At 72.0% G+C, this 20000-nt stretch carries 17 protein-coding genes and 1 pseudogene; 10 read left to right on the top strand and 8 right to left on the bottom strand.

Going from position 1 to position 20000, the window contains the following annotated elements; translation table 11 throughout:
- Positions 1 to 69 precede the first annotated feature (69 nt).
- From AB0D48_RS00645 to AB0D48_RS00635, 3 genes are all read left to right on the top strand, one after another.
- Complete coding sequence (locus tag AB0D48_RS00645) at positions 70 to 1179, top strand: FAD-dependent monooxygenase (protein ID WP_362389409.1); 1110 nt, start codon at positions 70 to 72, stop codon at positions 1177 to 1179.
- A 185-nt stretch (positions 1180 to 1364) separates the two neighbouring features.
- On the top strand, positions 1365 to 3254 hold the full coding sequence (locus tag AB0D48_RS00640) for a C1 family peptidase (RefSeq protein ID WP_362389408.1): 1890 nt from the start codon (positions 1365 to 1367) through the stop codon (positions 3252 to 3254).
- A 14-nt stretch (positions 3255 to 3268) separates the two neighbouring features.
- Complete coding sequence (locus AB0D48_RS00635; RefSeq protein WP_362389407.1) at positions 3269 to 3610, top strand: protease inhibitor I42 family protein; 342 nt, start codon at positions 3269 to 3271, stop codon at positions 3608 to 3610.
- On the opposite strand, the gene AB0D48_RS00630 is transcribed toward AB0D48_RS00635, so the two are convergent.
- Positions 3594 to 4787, bottom strand: coding sequence for a DUF418 domain-containing protein (locus AB0D48_RS00630; RefSeq protein ID WP_362389406.1), 1194 nt, complete (start codon positions 4785 to 4787; stop codon positions 3594 to 3596). The genes AB0D48_RS00635 and AB0D48_RS00630 overlap by 17 nt on opposite strands.
- Before the next feature lie 148 nt (positions 4788 to 4935).
- On the opposite strand from AB0D48_RS00630, the gene AB0D48_RS00625 reads away from it, so the two are divergent.
- The 3 genes from AB0D48_RS00625 to AB0D48_RS00615 are packed head-to-tail and all read left to right on the top strand — an operon-like array spanning position 4936 to position 8044.
- On the top strand, positions 4936 to 5577 hold the full coding sequence (locus AB0D48_RS00625) for a GntR family transcriptional regulator (protein WP_362389405.1): 642 nt from the start codon (positions 4936 to 4938) through the stop codon (positions 5575 to 5577).
- Positions 5574 to 6962: an MFS transporter gene (locus tag AB0D48_RS00620; protein ID WP_362389404.1), complete on the top strand. Its 1389-nt coding sequence runs from the start codon at positions 5574 to 5576 to the stop codon at positions 6960 to 6962. Before AB0D48_RS00625 ends, AB0D48_RS00620 begins: the two co-directional genes overlap by 4 nt.
- A 47-nt stretch (positions 6963 to 7009) precedes the next feature.
- A complete protein-coding gene (locus tag AB0D48_RS00615; protein WP_362389403.1) occupies positions 7010 to 8044 on the top strand; it encodes a helix-turn-helix domain-containing protein in 1035 nt (344 codons plus the stop codon).
- A 217-nt stretch (positions 8045 to 8261) separates the two neighbouring features.
- On the opposite strand, the gene AB0D48_RS00610 is transcribed toward AB0D48_RS00615, so the two are convergent.
- Positions 8262 to 9086, bottom strand: a complete 825-nt coding sequence (locus tag AB0D48_RS00610) for a maleylpyruvate isomerase family mycothiol-dependent enzyme (protein ID WP_362389402.1) — start codon at positions 9084 to 9086, stop codon at positions 8262 to 8264.
- A 156-nt stretch (positions 9087 to 9242) separates the two neighbouring features.
- Here AB0D48_RS00610 and AB0D48_RS00605 point away from each other — a divergent pair, with 156 nt between their 5' ends.
- The 3 genes from AB0D48_RS00605 to AB0D48_RS00595 all read left to right on the top strand — a co-directional run bounded on the left by AB0D48_RS00605 (position 9243) and on the right by AB0D48_RS00595 (position 11672).
- A complete protein-coding gene (locus AB0D48_RS00605; RefSeq protein ID WP_362389401.1) occupies positions 9243 to 10022 on the top strand; it encodes a carbon-nitrogen family hydrolase in 780 nt (259 codons plus the stop codon).
- A 290-nt stretch (positions 10023 to 10312) separates the two neighbouring features.
- Positions 10313 to 11116: a hypothetical protein gene (locus AB0D48_RS00600; protein WP_362389400.1), complete on the top strand. Its 804-nt coding sequence runs from the start codon at positions 10313 to 10315 to the stop codon at positions 11114 to 11116.
- A 28-nt stretch (positions 11117 to 11144) separates the two neighbouring features.
- Entirely contained in the window at positions 11145 to 11672 is a 528-nt protein-coding gene (locus AB0D48_RS00595; RefSeq protein ID WP_362389399.1) for a DUF4240 domain-containing protein, read from the top strand.
- Here the strand turns inward: AB0D48_RS00595 and AB0D48_RS00590 are convergent.
- On the bottom strand, positions 11663 to 12328 hold the full coding sequence (locus tag AB0D48_RS00590) for an MSMEG_1061 family FMN-dependent PPOX-type flavoprotein (protein WP_362389398.1): 666 nt from the start codon (positions 12326 to 12328) through the stop codon (positions 11663 to 11665). The genes AB0D48_RS00595 and AB0D48_RS00590 overlap by 10 nt on opposite strands.
- 29 nt (positions 12329 to 12357) lie before the next feature.
- Positions 12358 to 12927 (bottom strand): annotated as a pseudogene (locus tag AB0D48_RS00585) (Uma2 family endonuclease).
- A 102-nt stretch (positions 12928 to 13029) separates the two neighbouring features.
- On the opposite strand from AB0D48_RS00585, the gene AB0D48_RS00580 reads away from it, so the two are divergent.
- Positions 13030 to 14868: an NHL domain-containing thioredoxin family protein gene (locus AB0D48_RS00580; protein WP_362389397.1), complete on the top strand. Its 1839-nt coding sequence runs from the start codon at positions 13030 to 13032 to the stop codon at positions 14866 to 14868.
- A 66-nt stretch (positions 14869 to 14934) separates the two neighbouring features.
- On the opposite strand, the gene AB0D48_RS00575 is transcribed toward AB0D48_RS00580, so the two are convergent.
- The 4 genes from AB0D48_RS00575 to AB0D48_RS00560 all read right to left on the bottom strand — a co-directional run bounded on the left by AB0D48_RS00575 (position 14935) and on the right by AB0D48_RS00560 (position 19958).
- Complete coding sequence (locus AB0D48_RS00575) at positions 14935 to 17187, bottom strand: hypothetical protein (RefSeq protein ID WP_362389396.1); 2253 nt, start codon at positions 17185 to 17187, stop codon at positions 14935 to 14937.
- Positions 17188 to 17274: 87 nt separating this feature from the next.
- Positions 17275 to 18021, bottom strand: coding sequence for a hypothetical protein (locus AB0D48_RS00570; RefSeq protein WP_362389395.1), 747 nt, complete (start codon positions 18019 to 18021; stop codon positions 17275 to 17277).
- Positions 18022 to 18186: 165 nt separating this feature from the next.
- A complete protein-coding gene (locus AB0D48_RS00565; RefSeq protein WP_362389394.1) occupies positions 18187 to 18528 on the bottom strand; it encodes a hypothetical protein in 342 nt (113 codons plus the stop codon).
- 137 nt (positions 18529 to 18665) lie between these two features.
- Positions 18666 to 19958 carry a M18 family aminopeptidase gene (locus tag AB0D48_RS00560; protein ID WP_362389393.1) on the bottom strand — a complete coding sequence of 431 codons (1293 nt, stop codon included), beginning with the start codon at positions 19956 to 19958 and terminating at the stop codon, positions 18666 to 18668.
- Positions 19959 to 20000 lie beyond the last annotated feature (42 nt).

The raw sequence follows: 20000 nt of genomic DNA, 5'->3' as shown, positions 1-20000 counted from the left end.
TTGAGGGCAGTGCGCGTACGTCGTACGTTCAGAGTGCGTACACCGTACAAAGGGCTGAAGGAGCTTCTCATGCAGACCGTACTCATCTCCGGCGGGGGAATCGCCGGGCCCGTCCTCGCCTACTGGCTGCGCCGCCACGGCTTCGCGCCCACCGTCGTCGAACGCGCCCCGAGCCCGCGCCCCGGCGGCCAGGCCGTGGACATCCGCGGCGTCGCGCTCGACGTCGTGGAGCGGATGGGCCTGCTCGAACGGGCGAGGGAGGTCCGGACCAGGATGCGCGGCATGTCCGTCCTCGACCCCGACGGTCGTGAGGTCGACCGCTCCACCGAGGCGACCTTCAGCAGTGGCCGGCTCGACAGCGCGGACATCGAGGTGCTGCGCGACGACCTGGTGCGACTGGTGCACGAGCACGCGCGCGCAGACGTCGAGTACCTCTTCGGCGACAGCATCACCGCGCTCGACGAGGACGAGACCGGCGTGCGCGCCGACTTCGCGCACGGGGCGCCGCGCACCTTCGACCTCGTGGTCGGGGCCGACGGCCTCCACTCCACCGTACGGCGCCTGGCCTTCGGTCCGGAGGAGGGCTTCGTCCACCACCTGGGCAGCTACCTCTCGGTGTTCGGCGCGGACAACTTCCTCGGCCTGGACGACTGGCAGATGTGGCTGCGGGACGGCGACGCGGGCTTCGGCATCATGCCGGTGCGCGACAACACCGAGCTCAGGATCGCCTTCGGCTTCGAGTCGGCCCCCCTCGCCCACGACCTCCGCGGCGGCGGCGCCCTCCGGCAGCTCGTAGTGGACAAGCTCGCGTCGCTGCGGTGGGAAGGGACCCGCCTGGCCGAGGCCGCCCGGAGGGCGCCCGACTTCTACTGCGACGCCATGGCCCAGATCCGCATGGACCAGTGGTCGCGGGGCCGGGTGACCCTGCTCGGGGACGCCGGCTACTGCCCTTCCCCCCTCTCGGGGCAGGGCACCAGCCTGGCCCTCGTGGGCGCCTACGTGCTGGCCGACTGCCTCGCCCGGGCATCCGGTGACCACCGCACCGCATTCGCCCGCTATGAGGAGCGAATGCGCCCCTTCGTCGCCCTCAACCAGGCCCTGGCCACCGAGAATCCCGGCGCACCCGCCTCGGAGGATTCCATGGCGCACGCCAAGAACGCGCTCTCGCTGGACAGCTGATCCGGGCGACGGCCTCCCCACCGGCCTCGGTCTGCCGTGCCTCTCCGGTCCCGGCTCCCGCATCCCGGGGCCCGGCGAGCCCCCCTCGTGCCCCCGCGCGACCGCGCGGACACCCTTGACGACCCCCCGCGCCGGAGCGACGCTCCCGGGTCCGGGATCCGAACGGTTGCAGCTGGGGGGCCGCCATGCCGGAGGAATCTGTCCAGACGGTGGGGGAGCTGCGGGCACGGCTCGCGGCGAGCGGGGCGCGGTGGTCGGTCCTCGAGCACCTGGCCGACGAGGAGCCGGTGCCGCGCTCCTCGCTCGGCCTGGAGCCCGGCGCGAACCTCACGCCCGCCGAGGCGGTACGGGCCGTCGACCTGCGGGCGCTCATCGGCCGGGAGAGCGCCAATCCGCACCTGACCCGGCGCCGGGCCGCCCACGGGCTGCTCCCGGGCACGCCGGTGGCCGCCGGGGCCGCCCGGCCCGCGGCCGTGGACTGGCGCAGCCGCTGGGGCCGGCCCTGGATCACCAAGGTGAAGGACCAGAACCCGTGCGGTTCCTGCTGGGCCTTCGGCGCGGCCGGCCTGGTGGAGTCGATGGCCCGCATAGAGCACGGGGTGTGGGCCACGCGCTCCGAGGGCGACGTGCACGACGGCCTGAAGTTCAGCTGCGGGCAGGGGAGCAACCCGGAGACCGCCCTGGACTGGATCAAGATCAACGGGGGACTCGCCGACCCGGACTGCTGGCCGTACAGCACTCCGCCCGCCGGACTGCCCGCGGCCCGGCGCGACGCCTGGCGCGCCGAGTACACGCCCAGCTGGGACCGTTCGGGCCGGACCGTCCGGATCACCGACTACGTCCGCCTCGGCGACGTCGAGCAGCAGAAGGTCTGGCTGGACACGGTCGGCCCGCTGACCGCCTGCTTCGACGTGTACGACGACTTCTTCGCCCTGGGCGCCGGCGTCTACCACCGCACCAGCGACCACCTCGCGGGCGGCCACTGCGTGTTGATCGTCGGCTACGACGACGCGGCCGGCTGCTGGCTGTTCAAGAACTCCTGGGGGACGGGCTACCACGTGGGCGGCTACGGCCGGATCGCCTACGGCGAGGTCAACATCGACTACTGGGCCAAGTGCGGCCTGCGCGGCACCAACGTCGACCCGTGGACCAAGCGCCGCCTCCACACCGGCAACGTCTACGAGAGCGGCAACGGCCGCGCCCACCGCAACTTCGAGATGCTCGCGCGGGCCGGCGGCGGCCGCCTCCAGCACTGGTGGCGCGAGGGCGACGCCCCCTTCGCCTGGGGCCGCGCGGGCACTTTCGCGAACGACGCCTCGGGCCAGCCCGCCTTCACCGGGACCACCTACAACCGGAACATGGAGTCCCTGCACGTGACCACCGGCGGCCGGCTGCGCCACTGGTACTACGAGCAGTCCGCCGGTGTCTGGCGCGACGGCGGCGCCTTCGGCCCGGGCGACGCGGCCATCGGCTCGACCCCGGCGTTCATCCAGAGCGACTACGGCAAGCCGGGCAACTTCGAGGTGGTCGTACGGACCGCGGACGGCCGCCTCAACCACTGGTGGCGGATCAACGGCGCCCCCTGGGCCTGGAACGACGGCGGCCGCTTCGCCTCCGGCATCGCCCACTACGGGCCCGCCCTCGTCCAGACCCGCGGCCGGCACCTCGACCTCGTCGCCACCCGCTCCGACGGCCGGATGCAGCTGTGGTGGCGGGACGACGCGAACGCCTTCGTGTGGCGCGCCGGGGAGGTGTTCGGGGAAGGGGCCACCTCCGCGCCCTGCCTGATCGAGGGGCAGCACGGGGCCACGGACGAGGACACGGCCGGGAACTACGAGCTGTGCGTGGCCGTCGCCGGCGGTCGGGTCGAGCACTGGTGGCGCGCGAACGCGGCCGGCTCGGCCTGGAGCCGCGGCGCGGTCTTCGGGCACGACGTCCTCGCCGTCACCGGGATGCTCCAGGGCAGTTTCGGGTTCAACCTGGAAGTCGTGGTCCTGCGCACCGACCGTCTGCTCCAGCACTACTGGCGCGACGGCGGGGAATGGCACGAGGGGCCGGTGATCGGCCCCGCCTGAGAGGAGCGGGGAAGGTGGAGGTACGGAGCATCGTGCTGAGCCCCGGTGAGCCGTACGAGCTGCGGCTCACCGGACGCGGGGCGCGCGGGTACGTGTGGACCTGGCAGATCAGCGGGGACACCGACGTGGTGGCGGTGTCGGCGGGGCCCCCGGTGTCCGACGAGAGCCTGCCCGGGGCGGCGGTGGAGCGCACGTACGTCGTCCGGGGCCGCCCGCCGGGCGGCGGCCGGGCCCGGATCCGCTTCGCGCAGGTCAGGCCGCCCTACCCGGACGAGGCCCCGTACGACGAGTTCGTGCTGGACGTGGAGGTCACGGACGCGCAGGTCGCGGGTGCGGAGGTCACCTCCGCGGGCTGAGAGCCGCGTGCTGTACGGACTCCAGCGGGCCCCGGTCGAAGCGGCGCAGCCACAGCCACGACCCGGCCGCCAGGGCCAGTGCCACGGCCGCCCACAGGCCCATCACCCACCAGGGGCCGGTCCCGGCGAGCCGGTCGGCGAGGCCCAGCCCGATGCCGTAGCAGAGCAGCACGCACAGCAGGTTCTGGGCGACGTAGCAGGACAGGGCGGTGCGGCCGACGGAGCCGAGGGCGGTCGTGACGGGCTTCGGGATCCACAGCCGGTCGAGGGCGACGCCGATCAGGCCGATGTAGCCGACGGCGACGAGCGGCGCGACCCCGTAGCGGCCCAGGACGAAGAAGTCGTCGCCGCCGAGGGCGGTCGCCGCGTTCAGCGGCAGTCCGAGGCCGAGGCCCCAGGCGGCCATCCGGGTCCGGATGCGGCGGCCGTCGGCAGTGGCGGTGAAGGCGCCGGCGCGGTGGAGGCGGACGCCGAGGAGGAAGAGGAAGACCAGCAGGCCGAAGGAGAAGACGGGCTCGACGCGCAGGGCGGCGAAGTGCTCCAGGCGGAAGGCGATCTGGCTGCCGTAGCCGCCGTGCGCGTACAGCTCGACGGCGTCGGCGGACGGCGCCTTCGGCGTGCCCCCCGACGCTTCCTCCGGCTTCGTCACCGCCGCCAGGGTCACCAGGGCCACCAGGGTCAGGTGCACGGCTGCGGCCGCCCCCATCGCGCCCCTGCGGACCTTCTCCGAGCGGGCGAGCAGCCATGCGACGAGGAGGGCGGTGACGGCGTACCCCATCAGCACGTCCCAGGCGAAGACGAGGACGAAGTGGACGGTGCCCTCGACGAAGAGGAAGGCGGCGCGGCGCGGGTAGCGGCCGGGCCAGGGCTCGCCGCGGCGTGCGGCGGAGTCGTACTGGATCGCGAGGCCCACCCCGAACAGGACCGTGAGCAGGGACAGGAACTTGCCGTCGGCGAGGAAGCGGAAGACGGACTCCGCGACGGTCGCGGCGGAGGGGTCGGCGAGGGGATCGGGGGAGGCCAGCCCGCCGGCGAGGACGCTCCACTCCGAGCCGGGCGAGGCGAAGATCCAGACGTTGGTCATGAGCGTGCCGAGGATGGCGGCGCCGCGCAGCACGTCGAGCAGGGGGAGACGGTCGGTCTTCCGGTCCAGTGGGGCAATGAGGGTGTCGGCCATGACTTCAGCGTCCCGGCAGGCGGGCCGCCCTACGTCGTGCGCGTGGACGAAGAGGCGGTACATCGTTCGACGGAGTCCGCGGCGGCGACTCGGTCCTGGATGCTGAGACGCGATACGGATGTACCCCTCATGTATCTATGCTGTGCCCATGCCAGCACCCGCACCCGCCGCCGACCGCGTCTACCGGCACATCAAGCAGGGCGTTCTCGACCGCCGGTACGAGGGCGGCACGCTCCTCACCGAGGGCGAGGTCGCCGAGGCCGTGGGCGTCTCCCGCACGCCGGTGCGCGAGGCGCTGCTGCGCCTGGAGACGGAGGGGCTGATCCGGCTCTACCCGAAGAAGGGCGCGCTGGTCCTGCCCGTATCGGCGCAGGAGATCGCGGATGTCGTCGAAACCCGGCTGCTGGTCGAGGAGTTCACCGTCCGGCGGGCCGTCCCGGCCCCGCCCGCACTGCTCGGGCGGCTGGAGGAGCTGCTGCGCGCGCAGGAGCGGCACGCGGACAGCGGCGAGCTGGCGGCGTTCGCGGCCCTGGACCGCTGCTTCCACGCCGAGATCGTCCGGCACGCAGGCAATCAGATCCTGTCCCGCCTCTACGACCAACTGCGCGACCGGCAGCTGCGGATGGGCGTCGCGGTGATGCACGCCCACCCGGACCGGGTCGCGCAGAACCTCGTCGAGCACCGCGAGATCCTGACGGCGCTGCGCGCGGGGGACGCGGACCTGGCGGCGGCGTGCGTACGGGCGCACGTGGGCCGGGTCGGAAGCCTGATGCGAGGCGACGCCCGGTGAACGCCCTCGATCCTCCCGGCGGCCGCAAGGCCGTCGCCGTCTGGGGCATAGGCGTCGCCGTCTACTTCGTCGCGGTGATCTTCCGGACCAGCCTGGGCGTCGCGGGACTCGACGCCGCCGACCGCTTCCACGTCAACGCCTCGGCGCTGGCGACCTTCTCGCTGCTCCAGCTCCTGGTGTACGCGGGGATGCAGATACCGGTGGGGCTGATGGTCGACCGGCTCGGCACCAAGAAGGTGCTGACCCTGGGCGCCGTCCTCTTCACCGTGGGACAGCTCGGCTTCGCGCTGTCCCCCACGTACGACATGGCACTGGCCGCCCGTGCCCTGCTGGGCTGCGGCGACGCCATGACCTTCATCTCCGTGCTGCGGCTCGGCACCCGGTGGTTCCCGGCCCGGCGCGGGCCGCTGATGGCTCAGCTGGCCGGGCTGGTGGGCATGGCGGGCAACCTCGTCTCCACGCTGGTGCTGGCGCCCGTACTGCACGGGGCCGGCTGGGTGGCCGCCTTCGCGGGGAGCGCGGTGGCGGGGCTGGTCGTCCTGGTCCCGCTGGCGCTGTTCCTGCGGGACCACCCGGAGGGCCACGGGCAGCCCCCCTCGACGCGCGCTACCGGGGCCGGGGCTTCCGGGGCCGGCCGGGCTTCCGGGGCTTCCCGGGGGTTCGTACGCCGTCAGATACGCGCATCGTGGAGCGAGCCGGGCACCCGGCTCGGCCTGTGGGTGCACTTCACCACGCAGTTCCCGGCGATGGTGTTCCTGCTGCTGTGGGGGATGCCGTTCCTGGTCGAGGCGCAGGGGCTGTCGCGGACCACCGCGGGCGGGCTGCTGACGCTGGTGGTCGCCTCGAACATGGCGCTAGGCCTGGTCTACGGCCAGACCGTCGGCCGCCGCCAGTCCGCCCGGATACCGCTGGCCCTGGGCACGGTGGGCCTGACGGCCCTGCTCTGGGCGTCGGTGCTGGCCTACCCGGGCGACCGGGCACCGATGTGGCTGCTGGTGACGCTGTGCCTGGTGCTGGGCTCCTGCGGCCCGGCGTCGATGATCGGTTTCGACTTCGCCCGCCCGGCCAACCCGGCGGAGCGCCAGGGCACCGCCTCCGGGATCACCAACATGGGCGGCTTCATCGCCTCGATGACCACCCTGCTGGCGGTGGGTGTCCTGCTGGACGCGACCGGGGACGACTACCGCATCGCCTTCTCGACGGTGTTCGTCCTGGAGGCGCTCGGCACCGCACAGATCCTCCGCCTGCGGGGCCCCGCCCTGGGGCGTGAACGTGAACGCCGCCCTTCCGCCCCGGCACCCGCCGCACCGGAAGCGGCACCGGAACCGGAACCCTTCCCGCACGCGTGTCCCCTGCCGGAATCCGCCGGGCGCGAGGCACAGTAGGCCGCCGTCCCGCGGGGGAGCGGGCGTCGTGAGGGAGATCCGAAGGAATGTGGACCAGATCGACCACCGCCACCTTGCCGAAGGCGGAGAGATTCGAGTGGTTCAACGAGATCGTCGCCTCCGCGCTGATTCCGACGGCCATCAGGAGCGAGCTGTCCGCCGACTTCCAGGCGGAGGTGTCGATGCTGGACCTCGGTGTCACGCAGCTGTCGTCCTTCGCGCACTCGCCCCTGCACTCGCGCCGCACGCCCGCCCTGATCCGGCGCGGGGACCCGGAGCAGTACCAGCTGGCGTTGATCACCGGGGGCCGGTGGTGGATGTCCCAGTGCGGTGGTGACGAGGAGTTCGGCGTCGGCGACCTGATCCTCTGGGACACCTCGCGCCGCCAGGAGACCGTCGCCCACCCCGGGAACGGCCCGAACGCCTCGCTCATCGTCCATCTGCCGAAGGACGCCCTGCCCCTGCGGTCCGGCAGGGTCGACCGGCTGCTCGGCCGACGCATCGCCACGGACAGCGGCATGGGGGCCATCCTGGCGCAGTTCATCTCCTCGCTCGGCTCGCACGGCGCCGCATGCGAGCCCCAGGAGCTGCACCGGCTGGGATCGACGGCGGTCGATCTGGCGGCCGCCGTCCTCGCCCAGCGCCTCGACGCCTATGGGGAACTCCCCGCCGAGGCCCGCGCCCGCGCCCTGCGCGAGCGCATCGACGCCTTCATCGAGCACAGCCTCGGCGATCCGGCGCTCAACCCGGGCCTGATCGCCGCCGCGCACGGCATCTCCGTACGCGCCCTGCACCTGCTGTTCCGCGACCAGCCGGAGAGCGTCGCGGCGACCGTCCGCCGTAGGCGGCTGGAGCGCTGCCGCAGCGACCTGGCCCGCCCCGAGCTGGCCGCCCGGTCCGTCCACGACATCGCCGCCCGCTGGTGCTTCACCGGCGCCGCGGCCTTCAGCCGCTCCTTCCGCGAGGCGTACGGGATCAGCCCCAGCGAGTACCGCCGGAAGGCCGCCCGGCCCGCCGCGCACCCGGGGAACGAACCCGCGTCGCGCACGGTCAACCCGCGCGCAGGGGCGGTGGCGTCCTGACCGCGGACGTCCGCGGTAAGTTGCACGGCCCGCATGCGGGCCGCGGGAGCTGCTGCTGCCACTTCCGCCCGCTGCGCCGAAGGCGCGCCCGGCGGGGCGGACCCCCGTCCCACCCCGCCCGCAGCTCGCTCAACGAATGTCGAGCCTACGGACGAGCGAGCGCGCGGGGTGTGCACTGCGTGCAGGAATCGTTGGCCTTGCGCGCAAGGCCGGCCGGCTACGGGGTGACCGCGAAGTTGGCCAGGATGGCGTCCGCCAGCCCCGCGTCGCCCTCGGCCTTCACCCGGTCGGCGACGGCGTGCGCCCGGACCCGGCCCGCGGCGAGACGGACGTACGTCTCCCAGTCCAGGGTCAGCGTCACCGCCGGGCCCAGCGACGGGGCCTTGTCCACCGACCCCCGCCCCTCCGCGTCGACCCGTACCGTCCGCATGAACTCGACCGGCCCGTGCACGTCGACCACCACCGCCGAGTTCGCCGGCGCCCCCGCCAGCTTCGCGACCACCTTCGGCAGCCCGGCGAGCAGGATGTCCCGCGCCACGTAAGCCCCCGGCGAGTCCCAGTTCCCCGGCACGCCCAGCGCGGTCCGCAGGTCCTGCTCGTGGATCCACACGTCGAACGCCCGCAGCCGCAGCGCGAATTCCAGCGTCACCTGGTCACCCAGCGGCCCCCGCACCATCGTGGCCGGATCCCGCTTCTCGTTCCGCAGCTGCCGGGACCTGCGGATGATCGTGTACTCCAGCTCGGAGGTCATCTCGGGCGCGGTGTGGTGACGGCGTACGTCGACCTGCACCTCCATGTACCGGCTGAACTCGTCCACCACGTGCCGCAGGTCCCTGGCCACGGTGTGGATCGGCCGCGGGTCACCGAGCTGCTCGCATTCGATGCCGATGATGTGTGACACGACGTCACGGACCGACCAGCCCGGACACGGCGTCGCCCGGTTCCACTCGCCCTCCGTCAGCGGAAGGACCAGCTCGGATATCGCCTCGATGGAGTGCGTCCACGCGTCGGCATAGGGCTGAAGGCTGGGATGGACGGTCAACGGGACCCCTCGCGGTGCTGTTCAGTGGCGCGTTCTGGAAGCTCTGGACATCAGACTCGGTTTCCAAAACTACGCTGCCGGTGAGCACCCCGGCAGTGCTTTCGTGTGACGATCGTAGGCCCGAGTTGACGGCTTGAACGCCAGGACGGTGGTAATGTGCGCGCCTCGCTGATCCAAATCGCAGTCAATGAGGGCGAGTCGGTAACTTCCCGGCGCGCCCGGGCGGCCGATCTCGTACGGGAACAGGCCGCCGCCGACCTCGTCGTCCTGCCCGAACTGTGGACGGTCGGGGCCTTCGCCTACGAGCAGTTCGAGACCGAGGCGGAGCCCCTGGACGGTCCGACCTTCGAGGCCATGTCGAAGGCGGCGGCCGACGCCGGGGTCTGGCTGCACGCGGGCTCGGTCGTGGAGCGCGCGGGCGACGGCTCGCTCTACAACACCACCCTCGTCCTCTCCCCGGAGGGCGAGCTGGCCGCCACCTACCGGAAGATCCACCGGTTCGGCTTCGACCAGGGCGAGGCCGTCCTCATGTCGGCCGGCGAGTCCCTGACCACGGTGGAGCTGCCGGAGCAGACCCTCGGCATCGCCACCTGCTACGACCTGCGCTTCCCCGAGCTGTTCCGCGGCCTGGTCGACGCCGGGGCCACCACGATGGTCGTCGCGGCCGGCTGGCCCGCGCGCCGCCGCTCGCACTGGACCCTGCTGAGCCGGGCGCGCGCGGTGGAGGACCAGTCGTACGTGCTCGCGTGCGGGCTGGCCGGTACCCACGCGGGCGTCGAACAGGCCGGGCACAGCCTGGTGGTCGACCCGTGGGGCGAGGTCCTGGCGGAGGCGGGCCCGGGCGAGGACGTCCTCACGGTCGACCTCGACCCGGCGAAGGTCGCGGAGACCCGCGAGCAGTTCCCGGCCCTCAAGGACCGCCGCTTCGGCCGTTAGGCCCGCTCCGGGTGCGCTGCGAGGCCCTGACCGGGTCGGCGTCGAGCCCGCTCCGGTGCGCGCCGCCACCCGGTGGGGGCCTCGGTGCGGGCCGGCGTCGCGGGCGTGATCGGCCTGTGCAGCGCCTGGGGGATCGTCTCCGGCATCGTCTGCGGCATCGTCGCGGTGGCCGCCGGGTCCTGAGGCGCCGCGGCCGACCCGATCCGGCAGTCGTCCCGCGCCGATGGCCGGCACTTTGTCCCGTACGAGGTGTTTCGTGCACTGATCAGTGCACGCGATAGGTTTCCGTCATGCCACTCCTCTACGTGACCGACCTCGCCTACCCGGCGCGCGGCCGCCGCTACTGCGACGAGGACATATTCCTCACCTCACGGCTGCGGGCCCACTTCGACCTGGCCCTGTGCCACCCCGCGGACGCGGAGGCGCTCCTCCCCATGGGCTTCGACGCGGTGATCGTCCGCAACAGCGGCCCGGTCCTGCACTACCAGGAGGCCTACGACTCCTTCCGCGCCGCCGCGCTCGCCGCGGGCACCCGGGTCTACAACCCGCTCACCGGCCGTGGCGACATGGCGGGCAAGCAGTACCTCCTCGACCTGACGGCCGCCGGCTACCCGGTGATCCCGACGATCGACGACCCGGCCCGGCTGCCGGAGCTGCCGCGGGTTCCGCAGTACGCGGTCAAGCCCAAGCAGGGGGCGGACTCCATCGGCCTCACCTTCACCGCCGACCCGACGGGCCCGGCGGGGGAGGTCCTCATCCAGCCGCGCATCGACTTCGCGTACGAGGTGTCCTTCTACTTCGTCGACGACGCCTTCCAGTACGCCCTCTACGCCCCCGACCCGGCCCGCCGCTGGGAGCTGCGGCCCTACGTCCCGACCGAGGCGGACCTGGCCTTCGCGCGCGCCTTCGTCACCTGGAACACCCTCTCCCACGGCATCCAGCGGGTGGACGCCTGCCGGGCCCCTTCGGGCGAACTCCTGCTGGTCGAGCTGGAGGACCTCAACCCGTACCTGTCCCTGGACCTGGTCCCTTCCGAGGTCCAGGACACCTTCATCACATCGCTCACGGGATCTCTCCACTCCTTCCTCACCTGATGTCAGAGCCGGGTGCGAGGCTCTGTCCATGGACAAGCAGACCTTCTGGAAGCTGATCGAGACGGCCCGCGCGGAGACGGCGGACGACCAGGTGGCGGAGCACGCGGCGGCGCTGCTCGCCCGCCTCCCGGAGGCCGAGATAGCCGCTGCCCAGCAGGTGCTGTGGGACCTGCTGGCGGAGTCCTACCGCAGCCCGCTCTGGGCCGCGGCCTACGTGATCAACGGCGGCTGCTCGGACGACGGCTTCGACTACTTCCGGGGCTGGCTGCTGACCCAGGGGGAGGCGGCCTTCGAGGCGGCCCTGGCCGATCCGGACTCCCTCGCCGTCCACCCCGCGGTCCTGGAGGCCGCGCTGGAAGGCCTGGAACTGTGGGACGAGGAGGCCCTGTCGATCGCCTGGAGCGCCTACGAGACCGCCACGGGCCGCGAACTCCCGGCGGACTCCTTCACGATCAGCTACCCGCCGCTGGACCCCGCCTGGGACTTCGACTTCGGCGACACCGAGGAAACCACCGCCCGCCTGCCCCGCCTGAGCGCCCTCTTCGACTACTCGTAGCGGTACTGCAGCGATTCGCGCTCCTGCTGCCGGATGTCCTCGATGGTCAGACCGGGCAGGTTCAGGTGGGAGAGGGTGACCTCGGCGGAGCTGGGGACGGCGTCCTCGGCGAGCCACTGCCCGGGCTTCCACGCGTTGCCGCGCAGGAACGCCTTCGGGCAGTGCTGGTAGGCCTCCTCGACATCCACCACGATCGCGCTGCGCGGCGGCTTGCCGACGGAGGTCAGCTGCTCCAGCAGACGCGGGTCGGCGGAGACGCACGCGCGTCCGTTCACGCGCAGGGTGGTGGCCCGGCCGGGAATGACGAAGACCAGCCCGGCCCGGCCCGTCTCCACGATGTTGTGGGCGGTGTCGAGCCGCTTGTTGCCGGTGGCGTCGGGCACGGCGAGGGTGAACTCGTCCAGAACGGCGACGAAGCCCGGCGGCCCGCCCCGGGGAGTCACGTCGCAGCTCCCGTCGGCGCCCGCGCTGGCGACGAACACCAACGACGACCGCCCGATGACCGCGCGCGCGGCGTCGTGGATCCGGTCCACGGCCTTGCGGCGGGCCATCTCACCGGGCTGTTCGTAGAGCTCGCGCAACTGGGCCGTGCTCCGGACGGCGGTGGCGTTCACGGCATCGAATATGCGCCCGCTCGGCGGCGTGGTGGCTGTCACGTCCAGGCACGCTACCGGGTTACCGCGATCTAGAGCCCGCTGGTGTCGAGGTCGATCCCGAACGGCTCCGGCAGCCGAACCGTCGTCCCGAAGGAGTGCGGCCCGTCGACCTTCGCGTAACCGAGCCGCCCGGGCTGCGCGAAGAGCGTGACGGTCTTGTCCAGTCGGTCGACGAGAAGGTACAGCGGTGCGCCGTACTCGGCGTACCGCTTCCGCTTGACGACGCGGTCGGTCTCGGCGTTGGACTCCGAGGTCACCTCGACGACGAGCCGGGTCTGGCCGGGCTCCAGTGTGTCGCCGCCCTTGGCAAGATCCGCGGGAACGACGGCGATGTCCGGAACGTATCAGTTCGCGGACCGGGGAAGATCCAGGTTGCCGGACCCGGTGGCGCACCCGAGCTCCCGGACTCGGCGGTAGATCTGATACCGGACCTGCTCCGCGGCATGCTCGTGGTCCCATGTCGGTGTCACGGCGTCCCCGCGCCCCTGGATCACGCCTTCGACGATCTCGACACGGTCACCCTGCATGTACTGGATGGCGTATTTCAACGCACGCTCGGGGTCGATGCCCTCGCCGTAGTCGCGCGCTGTGTTCGTCATGTCTGACGCCTCCTCCGCTGCCTTCCGCCAGACTCCCACGGGCCTCCGGGGCCTGTCGTCACCCCAGCGGGTGCACATGTCCGAGGGTGGCACCCTTGTCCCATGAACGATGCCGCCCCGGCGCCCACCCCCGCGCCCGCGCCCCGCCGTGCCCGTGTCCGTGCCCCCGAGCTGATCGGCAAGGGCGGCTGGCTCAACACCGGGGGCAAAGAGCTCACCCTCGCCGACCTGCGAGGTAAGTGCGTTGTTGTCGATTTTTGGACGTTTTGTTGCATCAACTGCCTGCACGTCCTCGACGAGCTGCGGGAGCTGGAGGAGAAGCACCGCGACACCGTCGTGATCATCGGCGTGCACTCGCCGAAGTTCGCGCACGAGGCCGAGCACGCCGCCGTCGTCGACGCCGTCGAGCGGTACGAGGTGCACCACCCCGTGCTGGACGACCCGGAGCTCGCGACCTGGAAGCAGTACGCCGTGCGCGCCTGGCCCACGCTCGTCGTGATCGACCCCGAGGGGTACATCGTCGCGCAGCACGCCGGTGAGGGGCACGCGCACGCCATCGAGCGGCTCGTCGAGGAGCTCGAGGCCGCGCACGAGGCCAAGGGGACCCTGCGGCGCGGCGACGGCCCGTACGTGGCGCCCGAGCCGGTGGCGACCGACCTGCGGTTCCCCGGGAAGGCGCTGCTGCTGCCCTCCGGGAACTTCCTCGTGTCGGACTCGACGCGGCACCAGCTCGTGGAACTGGCCGCCGACGGGGAGAGCGTCGTACGGCGCGTCGGCAGCGGGAAGCGCGGCTTCACCGCCGACAGCTTCAGCGAGCCGCAGGGGCTGGCGCTGCTGCCCGACGGGACCGTCGTCGTCGCCGACACCGTCAACCACGCGCTGCGCCGCTTCGACCCGGCCACCGGGGCCGTCGAGACGGTCGCCGGTACCGGCCGGCAGTGGTGGCAGGGCTCGCCCACCTCCGGGCCCGCGCTGGAGGTGGACCTGTCCTCGCCGTGGGACGTGGCCTGGTGGCAGGGCCGGGTGTGGATCGCCATGGCCGGCGTCCACCAGCTGTGGACCTGGGACCCGGAGACCGGGACGGTCGAGGTCGCGGCCGGGACGACCAACGAGGGCCTGCTGGACGGGCCGGCATCCGAAGCCTGGTTCGCCCAGCCCTCCGGGCTCGCGGCCGCCGGAGACCGGCTGTGGATCGCCGACTCCGAGACCAGCGCGCTCAGGTACGTCCACCCCACCGACGCCGGCTACGCCGTCACGTCCGCCGTCGGCACCGGGCTCTTCGACTTCGGGCACCGGGACGGCGACGCGGGCCAGGCCCTGCTCCAGCACCCGCTCGGCGTGACCGCCCTGCCCGACGGCTCGGTCGCGGTGTGCGACACGTACAACCACGCGCTGCGCCGGTACGACCCCGCCACCGGCGAGGTCTCGACGCTCGCGACCGATCTGCGGGAGCCGAGCGACGCCGTGCTGGTCGGCGGCGACATCGTGGTCGTCGAGTCCGCCCGGCACCGGCTGACCCGGCTGCGGCTCCCGGAGGAGGCGGTACGGGTGGACGCGGTCGCCCACCGCACACAGCGCGCCGCCACCGAGGTGGCCCCCGGTACGCTCCGCCTCGACGTGGTCTTCCAGGCCCCGAGCGGACAGAAGCTCGACACCCGCTACGGGCCCTCGACGCGCCTGCTGGTCTCCTCGACCCCGCCCGAGTTCCTCGTCGGCGGCGATGGCGCCGGGACGGACCTGTTCCGGGAGCTCGCGCTGAACCCGGAGGTCTCCGAGGGCGTGCTGCACGTCTCGGCGATGGCGGCGTCCTGCGACGACGACCCCGCCAACGAGTACCCGGCCTGCCACGTCCACCAGCAGGACTGGGGGGTCCCGGTCGTGGTCACCGCCGCGGGCGCCGCCCGCCTTCCCCTCGTCCTCGCGGGGATGGACGCCGAATAGCGCGGATGCGAGCGGGGCCCGTACCGGCGTGCGCCGGTGCGGGCCCCGCTGTTCCTCAGTACCGGGTCACCGGAGGTCCTCGTCCTCCAGGCCGGCTTCCTCGACCGGTGTGAACTTCCGGCGCAGGTTCTCGATGTCCGTCTGGAGGCCGATCAGCGACTTGAGCAGGTCGTCGAGGACGTCGTGCGGGACGATGGGGGTGTGGCCGCCCACCTCCGGTTCGAGCAGGTGGAGCCGGTCCAGGGCGTCGCGGGCGGTGGCAACGCCCTGACGCAGGACGTACCTCTGCTCGGCGGCCTTCTGGCTGGCGGGCCGTGCATCCGCCGACCCGTCGGCGTCGGCGCCGCCGGTGTCCGTGTCGGTGTCGAGCAGGCCGGTTCCGGGCTCGCCTTCCTGCTGACCCCCAGGCTCGCTCCCGGACGGGTCGGACGGCCCGGGCAGCGGATCCGGGTGGGCCTTGCGGGCCCGCTCCGGGTTGGAAGCCCAGACCACGTCCCATTGGAGCAGGGGCTCCGGCACTCCGTCCGCGTCGCGAGCGACCTTGTCGGCCTGTCCGAGGTCGGTTCGGAAGTGGATGTAGGCGTCACCGGTGCCGCCGGGGGACTTCTCCTTCTGGATGAGCTGGCGCATGGTCACCGCGTTGGTGGGCAGCGCGTCGCTGCGGAAACCGTTCGCGACGAGCGCGAGGGTCCACAGGCCGAGTTCGTTGTCCTGCTGCGACAGGTCCTCGATGACCTGGTTGACGTCGGCGCGGAAGGGGACGCCGCCGTTCGCCTTGGCGGCCATCAGTGCCGAACCGACGTTCCGCGTCAGCAGCTTGTCGGCGATGAGCGCGACACCGCCCGCGACGGCCAGCGTGCAGCGGGCATTCTTGTCACCGGCCAGCGCGGGCGCGACGAGGGTGGTGAAGTCGTCCGTGGGAACGGGGTCCCAGTCCTTGGTGACATCCGCGGTGAGCACACCGCCGTTGTTCCAGGCGTTGCGGGCCTGCGTCGTCACCAGCTTCTTGTGGCTGCGCCAGGGCACGTCGATGAGCGGGCCCAGGAGTTCGGCGAACCCCTTCAGCCCCATGCGCTTGCCTCCCTTGATGGCCTTGGCCTGGTCCTTCAGCCGCTCCAGCAGCTCGGGCCGGGTCAGGGCGTGTACCAGGTAGACGCTGCGCCACAGCGCGGTGCCGGGGGGTGTGCCGGGAAAGATGGCGGTGATGTCCTCTGCCGCTATCCGGCCCACGGCCAGCCCGTAGACGGCCTGGAGATCGTCCTGCGACACGAGGGAATCGCCCTGCTGGATCACCCGCTTGAGCGCACGGGTGGCGACTTCCATGTTCTGGGCGGCCGCGTCCCACTGCTTGAACTCGACGTGCACGGAGGCCAGGACCGACCGGATCGCGTCGTCGAAGATGTCCTCGGCGGCCAGCAGCCGGCCGGGGTGGCCTTCCACACCGACCGCGATCTGCGCGGGCACCACGTAGGTCTGGGCGATCTGGGCCGCGCGGGGCCCCGGCTCCATCGCGGCCATCTCCCGGGCGAATTCATCCCGGAGCGACAGGCGCCACCGCTCCCGGGCCGTGGCGAGCCGGTCCCCCAGCGAACCGCCGGGCGCCGTGGCCGGCACCTTGGCGAACAGCGCGTCCACCGCGGTGGACGCCGCCTTGGCGGCGTCGGCCTCGGGACCGGCGAGTACGGCCCACGCGCTGGCCAGCCGGGTGATGCCGTCGCGCACGACGACGGTGTGGAAGGACTCGGTGCCGTCCTCGAAGGTGATCTCGACCGGGTGCGTGATCAGGTTGCGCGTGACCTTGCGGGCCAGGATGGAGGGTGAGTAGCTGTTGAGCGACAGCGTGCCGTGGATCGTCTGCCACACGTGGTTGCGTAGGTGGGCGAGGTCCCGGTACCGGTAGCGCACCATCGAGCAGGGGCGGCCTCCGTCCGTGATCCCCTGCACCAGGGGGTCGGGGATCTCCATCACCTCCATTCCGGTCCTGGGCTGGATGCCGGGCAGCAGCTCGCTCAGGTGGACCCGGGTGACGACCGACCGCAGGGTCGCGCCTTCGACGTTCTCCTCCATCAGCAGCCCGGCGGACTTCTGCGTGTTCGTCTGGAGTTGCACGGCGAGGCTGTCGGGCCCGGTGGTCGTGCGCGCCACCGCTTCCCAGGCAGCTTCGGGCAGCAGGGTCGCCGGGTTGGCGGTCCCGGCCGCGACGGCCCTGGCGTGGTCGGCTTCCTCGGCCTGCCCGGGAAGGTCGTGCTCGATGTTGGAGACGAGGACGGTGTCGGACCCCCAGCGGACCGTGAGGGTCCGGGGTGAGTGCAGGGGCATGGGCGAAGACCTCCGTGGTGAGGGCGGGCAAGAGGTGCGGCCCAGCCGGGCCGGGCCCGGAGGCCCGGCCCGGCTGGTGTGTGCGTGTCAGAGCGCGACGGGGGGAACGGCCTCCGGGAGGTGGCGCGAGAGCAGGACGGAGGCGTTGCGGTGCTGCTTCTCGTGCAGGAACGCGGCGTACGCGGGGAACTGGGTGGCCTCCAGGAGGAGTCCGACGGGGGAGGCGTCCGGGAACAGCGCCGCCATGAGGGCGGAGTCCTCCTCCACGCGCGCGGCGTTGGCTTTGGACCACGAGGGCCGTACGACCTTGGCGGGCACGACCACGACGGCGGGGGTGCCGGCCTGGGCGTGCGCGGCGACGAGGCGGTCGAGGTACAGCTCGGTCATCTGGGCCGACGGGGTGTTGCGGCGGAAAGCGGTACGGGGCGTGGTGCCGGGCATCGTGGCGACGGCGTCGAGCCCGCGGCGGAACACGCCCCGGTACGCGCGCTTCTCGGACCGGGAGAGGCAGCGACGCGTCGTGAGGCGCGGCCGCCCGCGCCCGCTCGCCCGCTTGCTGGCGTCGAGCAGGTCGGTGGGCAGGAAGCTCACGGTCGGATCCGCGCACAGCTCGCGCCGGAACTCCAGCCAGGTGTCGGCGGCCTCTGCTACGTGGTCGGACTCCATGGCCAGGGACCCGACGGTGCCGATGGTGCCGTCTCCCGAAGGGACCACGAAACGGGTTGTCTCGGGCGGGAGGCCGAGGGGACCGAGACGGAGAAGGGCGAAGCGGGTGTCGCCGAAGGGGAGCTCGCCGCCGGCGGCGAGGGCATGAGGGGGCGTCGACGTGGACATTTCACTCCAGTTAGCGATGTGAACGTACTGGAGCCTCGCCTGTGGTAGCTCGGGCCGCGGGTCACGGCTCGAACGCCCTTCCCTGCCAGGCCTACGCTAAACCCAACTGGGCGGTCGTACAAGTGGATTGATCACGTCAGCTGACGAACTGTCAGTCTGCGCAGGTCAGGGGATGTAGTCCCCCATGGCGGGATAGTTGTCGGGGCCGAGGGCGGGGAAGGGGTTTACGCCCATCTTTTCCAGTTGGGCAACGGATGAGGAAATGGATACGGCTTGTCCGATTGAACTGTTTTTCTCGATGACGAAGACGAACTTGTCCTCCGAAGTCGGCAGGCGCCTCGGCAGCGTGATAAGTCCCCGCTCCGCCAGCGCCGCCGTGATCTGCTCGCACAGCTCGCTGCTCAAGCGGGCCCGATCCGGTGCGGCGTATTTCTTGATGAAGCGCATCGACAGCCGTTTGATTCCGTGGTCTACCTCGACGGCGTGCGCGATAACGGTGAAGTCCATATCTAAGTACATTACTCAGTTAACTGCCCAGCTATCAAGGCAAATTGTTCGTGCCTACCCCTGACCTGCGGCTATATGCGAAAACCCCGCTCCGGACAGCAAGTCCGGAGCGGGGTGCGGGATGCGCGTGCGGGGCTTCAGCCCTCCAGGAAGGCCAGCAGGGCGTTCGCCAGAAGGAACGGGTCGTCCGCGCCGCACAGTTCGCGAGCGCTGTGCATCGACAGGATCGCGACGCCGATGTCGACGGTCTGGATGCCGTGGCGGGCGGCCGTGATCGGGCCGATCGTCGTGCCGCACGGCATCGAGTTGTTGGAGACGAACGTCTGCCACGGCACCCCGGCCCGCTCGCAGGCGCTCGCGAACACCGCGCGCCCGCTGCCGTCCGTCGCGTACCGCTGGTTGACGTTGACCTTCAGGATCGGTCCGCCGTTGGCCCGCGGGTGGTGCGAGGGGTCGTGCCGCTCCGCGTAGTTGGGGTGGACGGCGTGGCCGGTGTCGGAGGACAGGCAGATGGTGCCCGCGAAGGCACGTGCCCGGTCCTCGTACGAGCCGCCGCGCGCGAAGACTGAACGTTCCAGCACGTTCCCCAGCAGCGGCCCGTCCGCGCCGGTGTCCGACTGGGAGCCGTTCTCCTCGTGGTCGAACGCGGCCAGCACCGGGATGTGGTCGAGCTTCCCGGCGGTGGACGCGGCCGCCAGCGCCGCCACGCCCGCGTGCACCGACAGCAGGTTGTCCATCCGGGGACCGGCGAGCAGTTCGCGGTCGCGGCCGAGGTACGCGGGGGGCTCGATCGAGTGGACCATCAGGTCCCAGCCGGCCACCGAGCCCTGTTCCAGACCCTCTTCCTCCTCCAGGAACGCGATCAGGTCGCCCTCCTGGACCTCGCCCAGACCCCAGATGGGCTGCATGTGCCGCTGCTTGTCGAGCTTGAGCCCGTCCGTGTTCACCGACCGGTCCAGGTGCACGGCCAGCTGGGGCACGCGCAGCAGTGCGCGGTCCACGTTCACCAGGCGTTCGGAGCCGTCCCGCAGGGTCAGCCGTCCGGCCAGGCCCAGGTCGCGGTCCAGCCAGGTGTTGAGCAGCGTCCCGCCGTAGATCTCGACGGCGATCTGCCGCCAGCCCTGTGAGCCCGTGTCAGGCAGCGGCTTGACCCGCAGGTTGGGCGAGTCGGTGTGGGCGCCGACGATCCGGAACGGGGTGTGCGCGGCCGCGCCCTCCGGGACGAACCAGGCGATGAGCGCGCCGCCGCGGAGCACGAACTTGCCCCCGGTGCCCGCATCCCAGGCGTCCGTTTCCGACAACTGCCTGAAGCCTGCCTTTTCCAGCCGCTCGGCCGCATTGGCCACGGCGTGGTACGGCGACGGACTGGCCGTCAGGAAGGTCATCAGATCGTCGGTGTGGCCGCGGTCGAAGCGGGCGGGAGAGCTCATGTGGTTCACCTTAACGACGGTCGTGTTCGCCAGGGCCGGACT

The sequence above is a fragment of the Streptomyces sp. NPDC048269 genome, from assembly GCF_040652395.1.
Classification (GTDB): domain Bacteria; phylum Actinomycetota; class Actinomycetes; order Streptomycetales; family Streptomycetaceae; genus Streptomyces.
The sequence above is the reverse complement of the archived record's forward strand: the minus strand, read 5'-3'. Positions and strand labels throughout refer to the sequence as shown.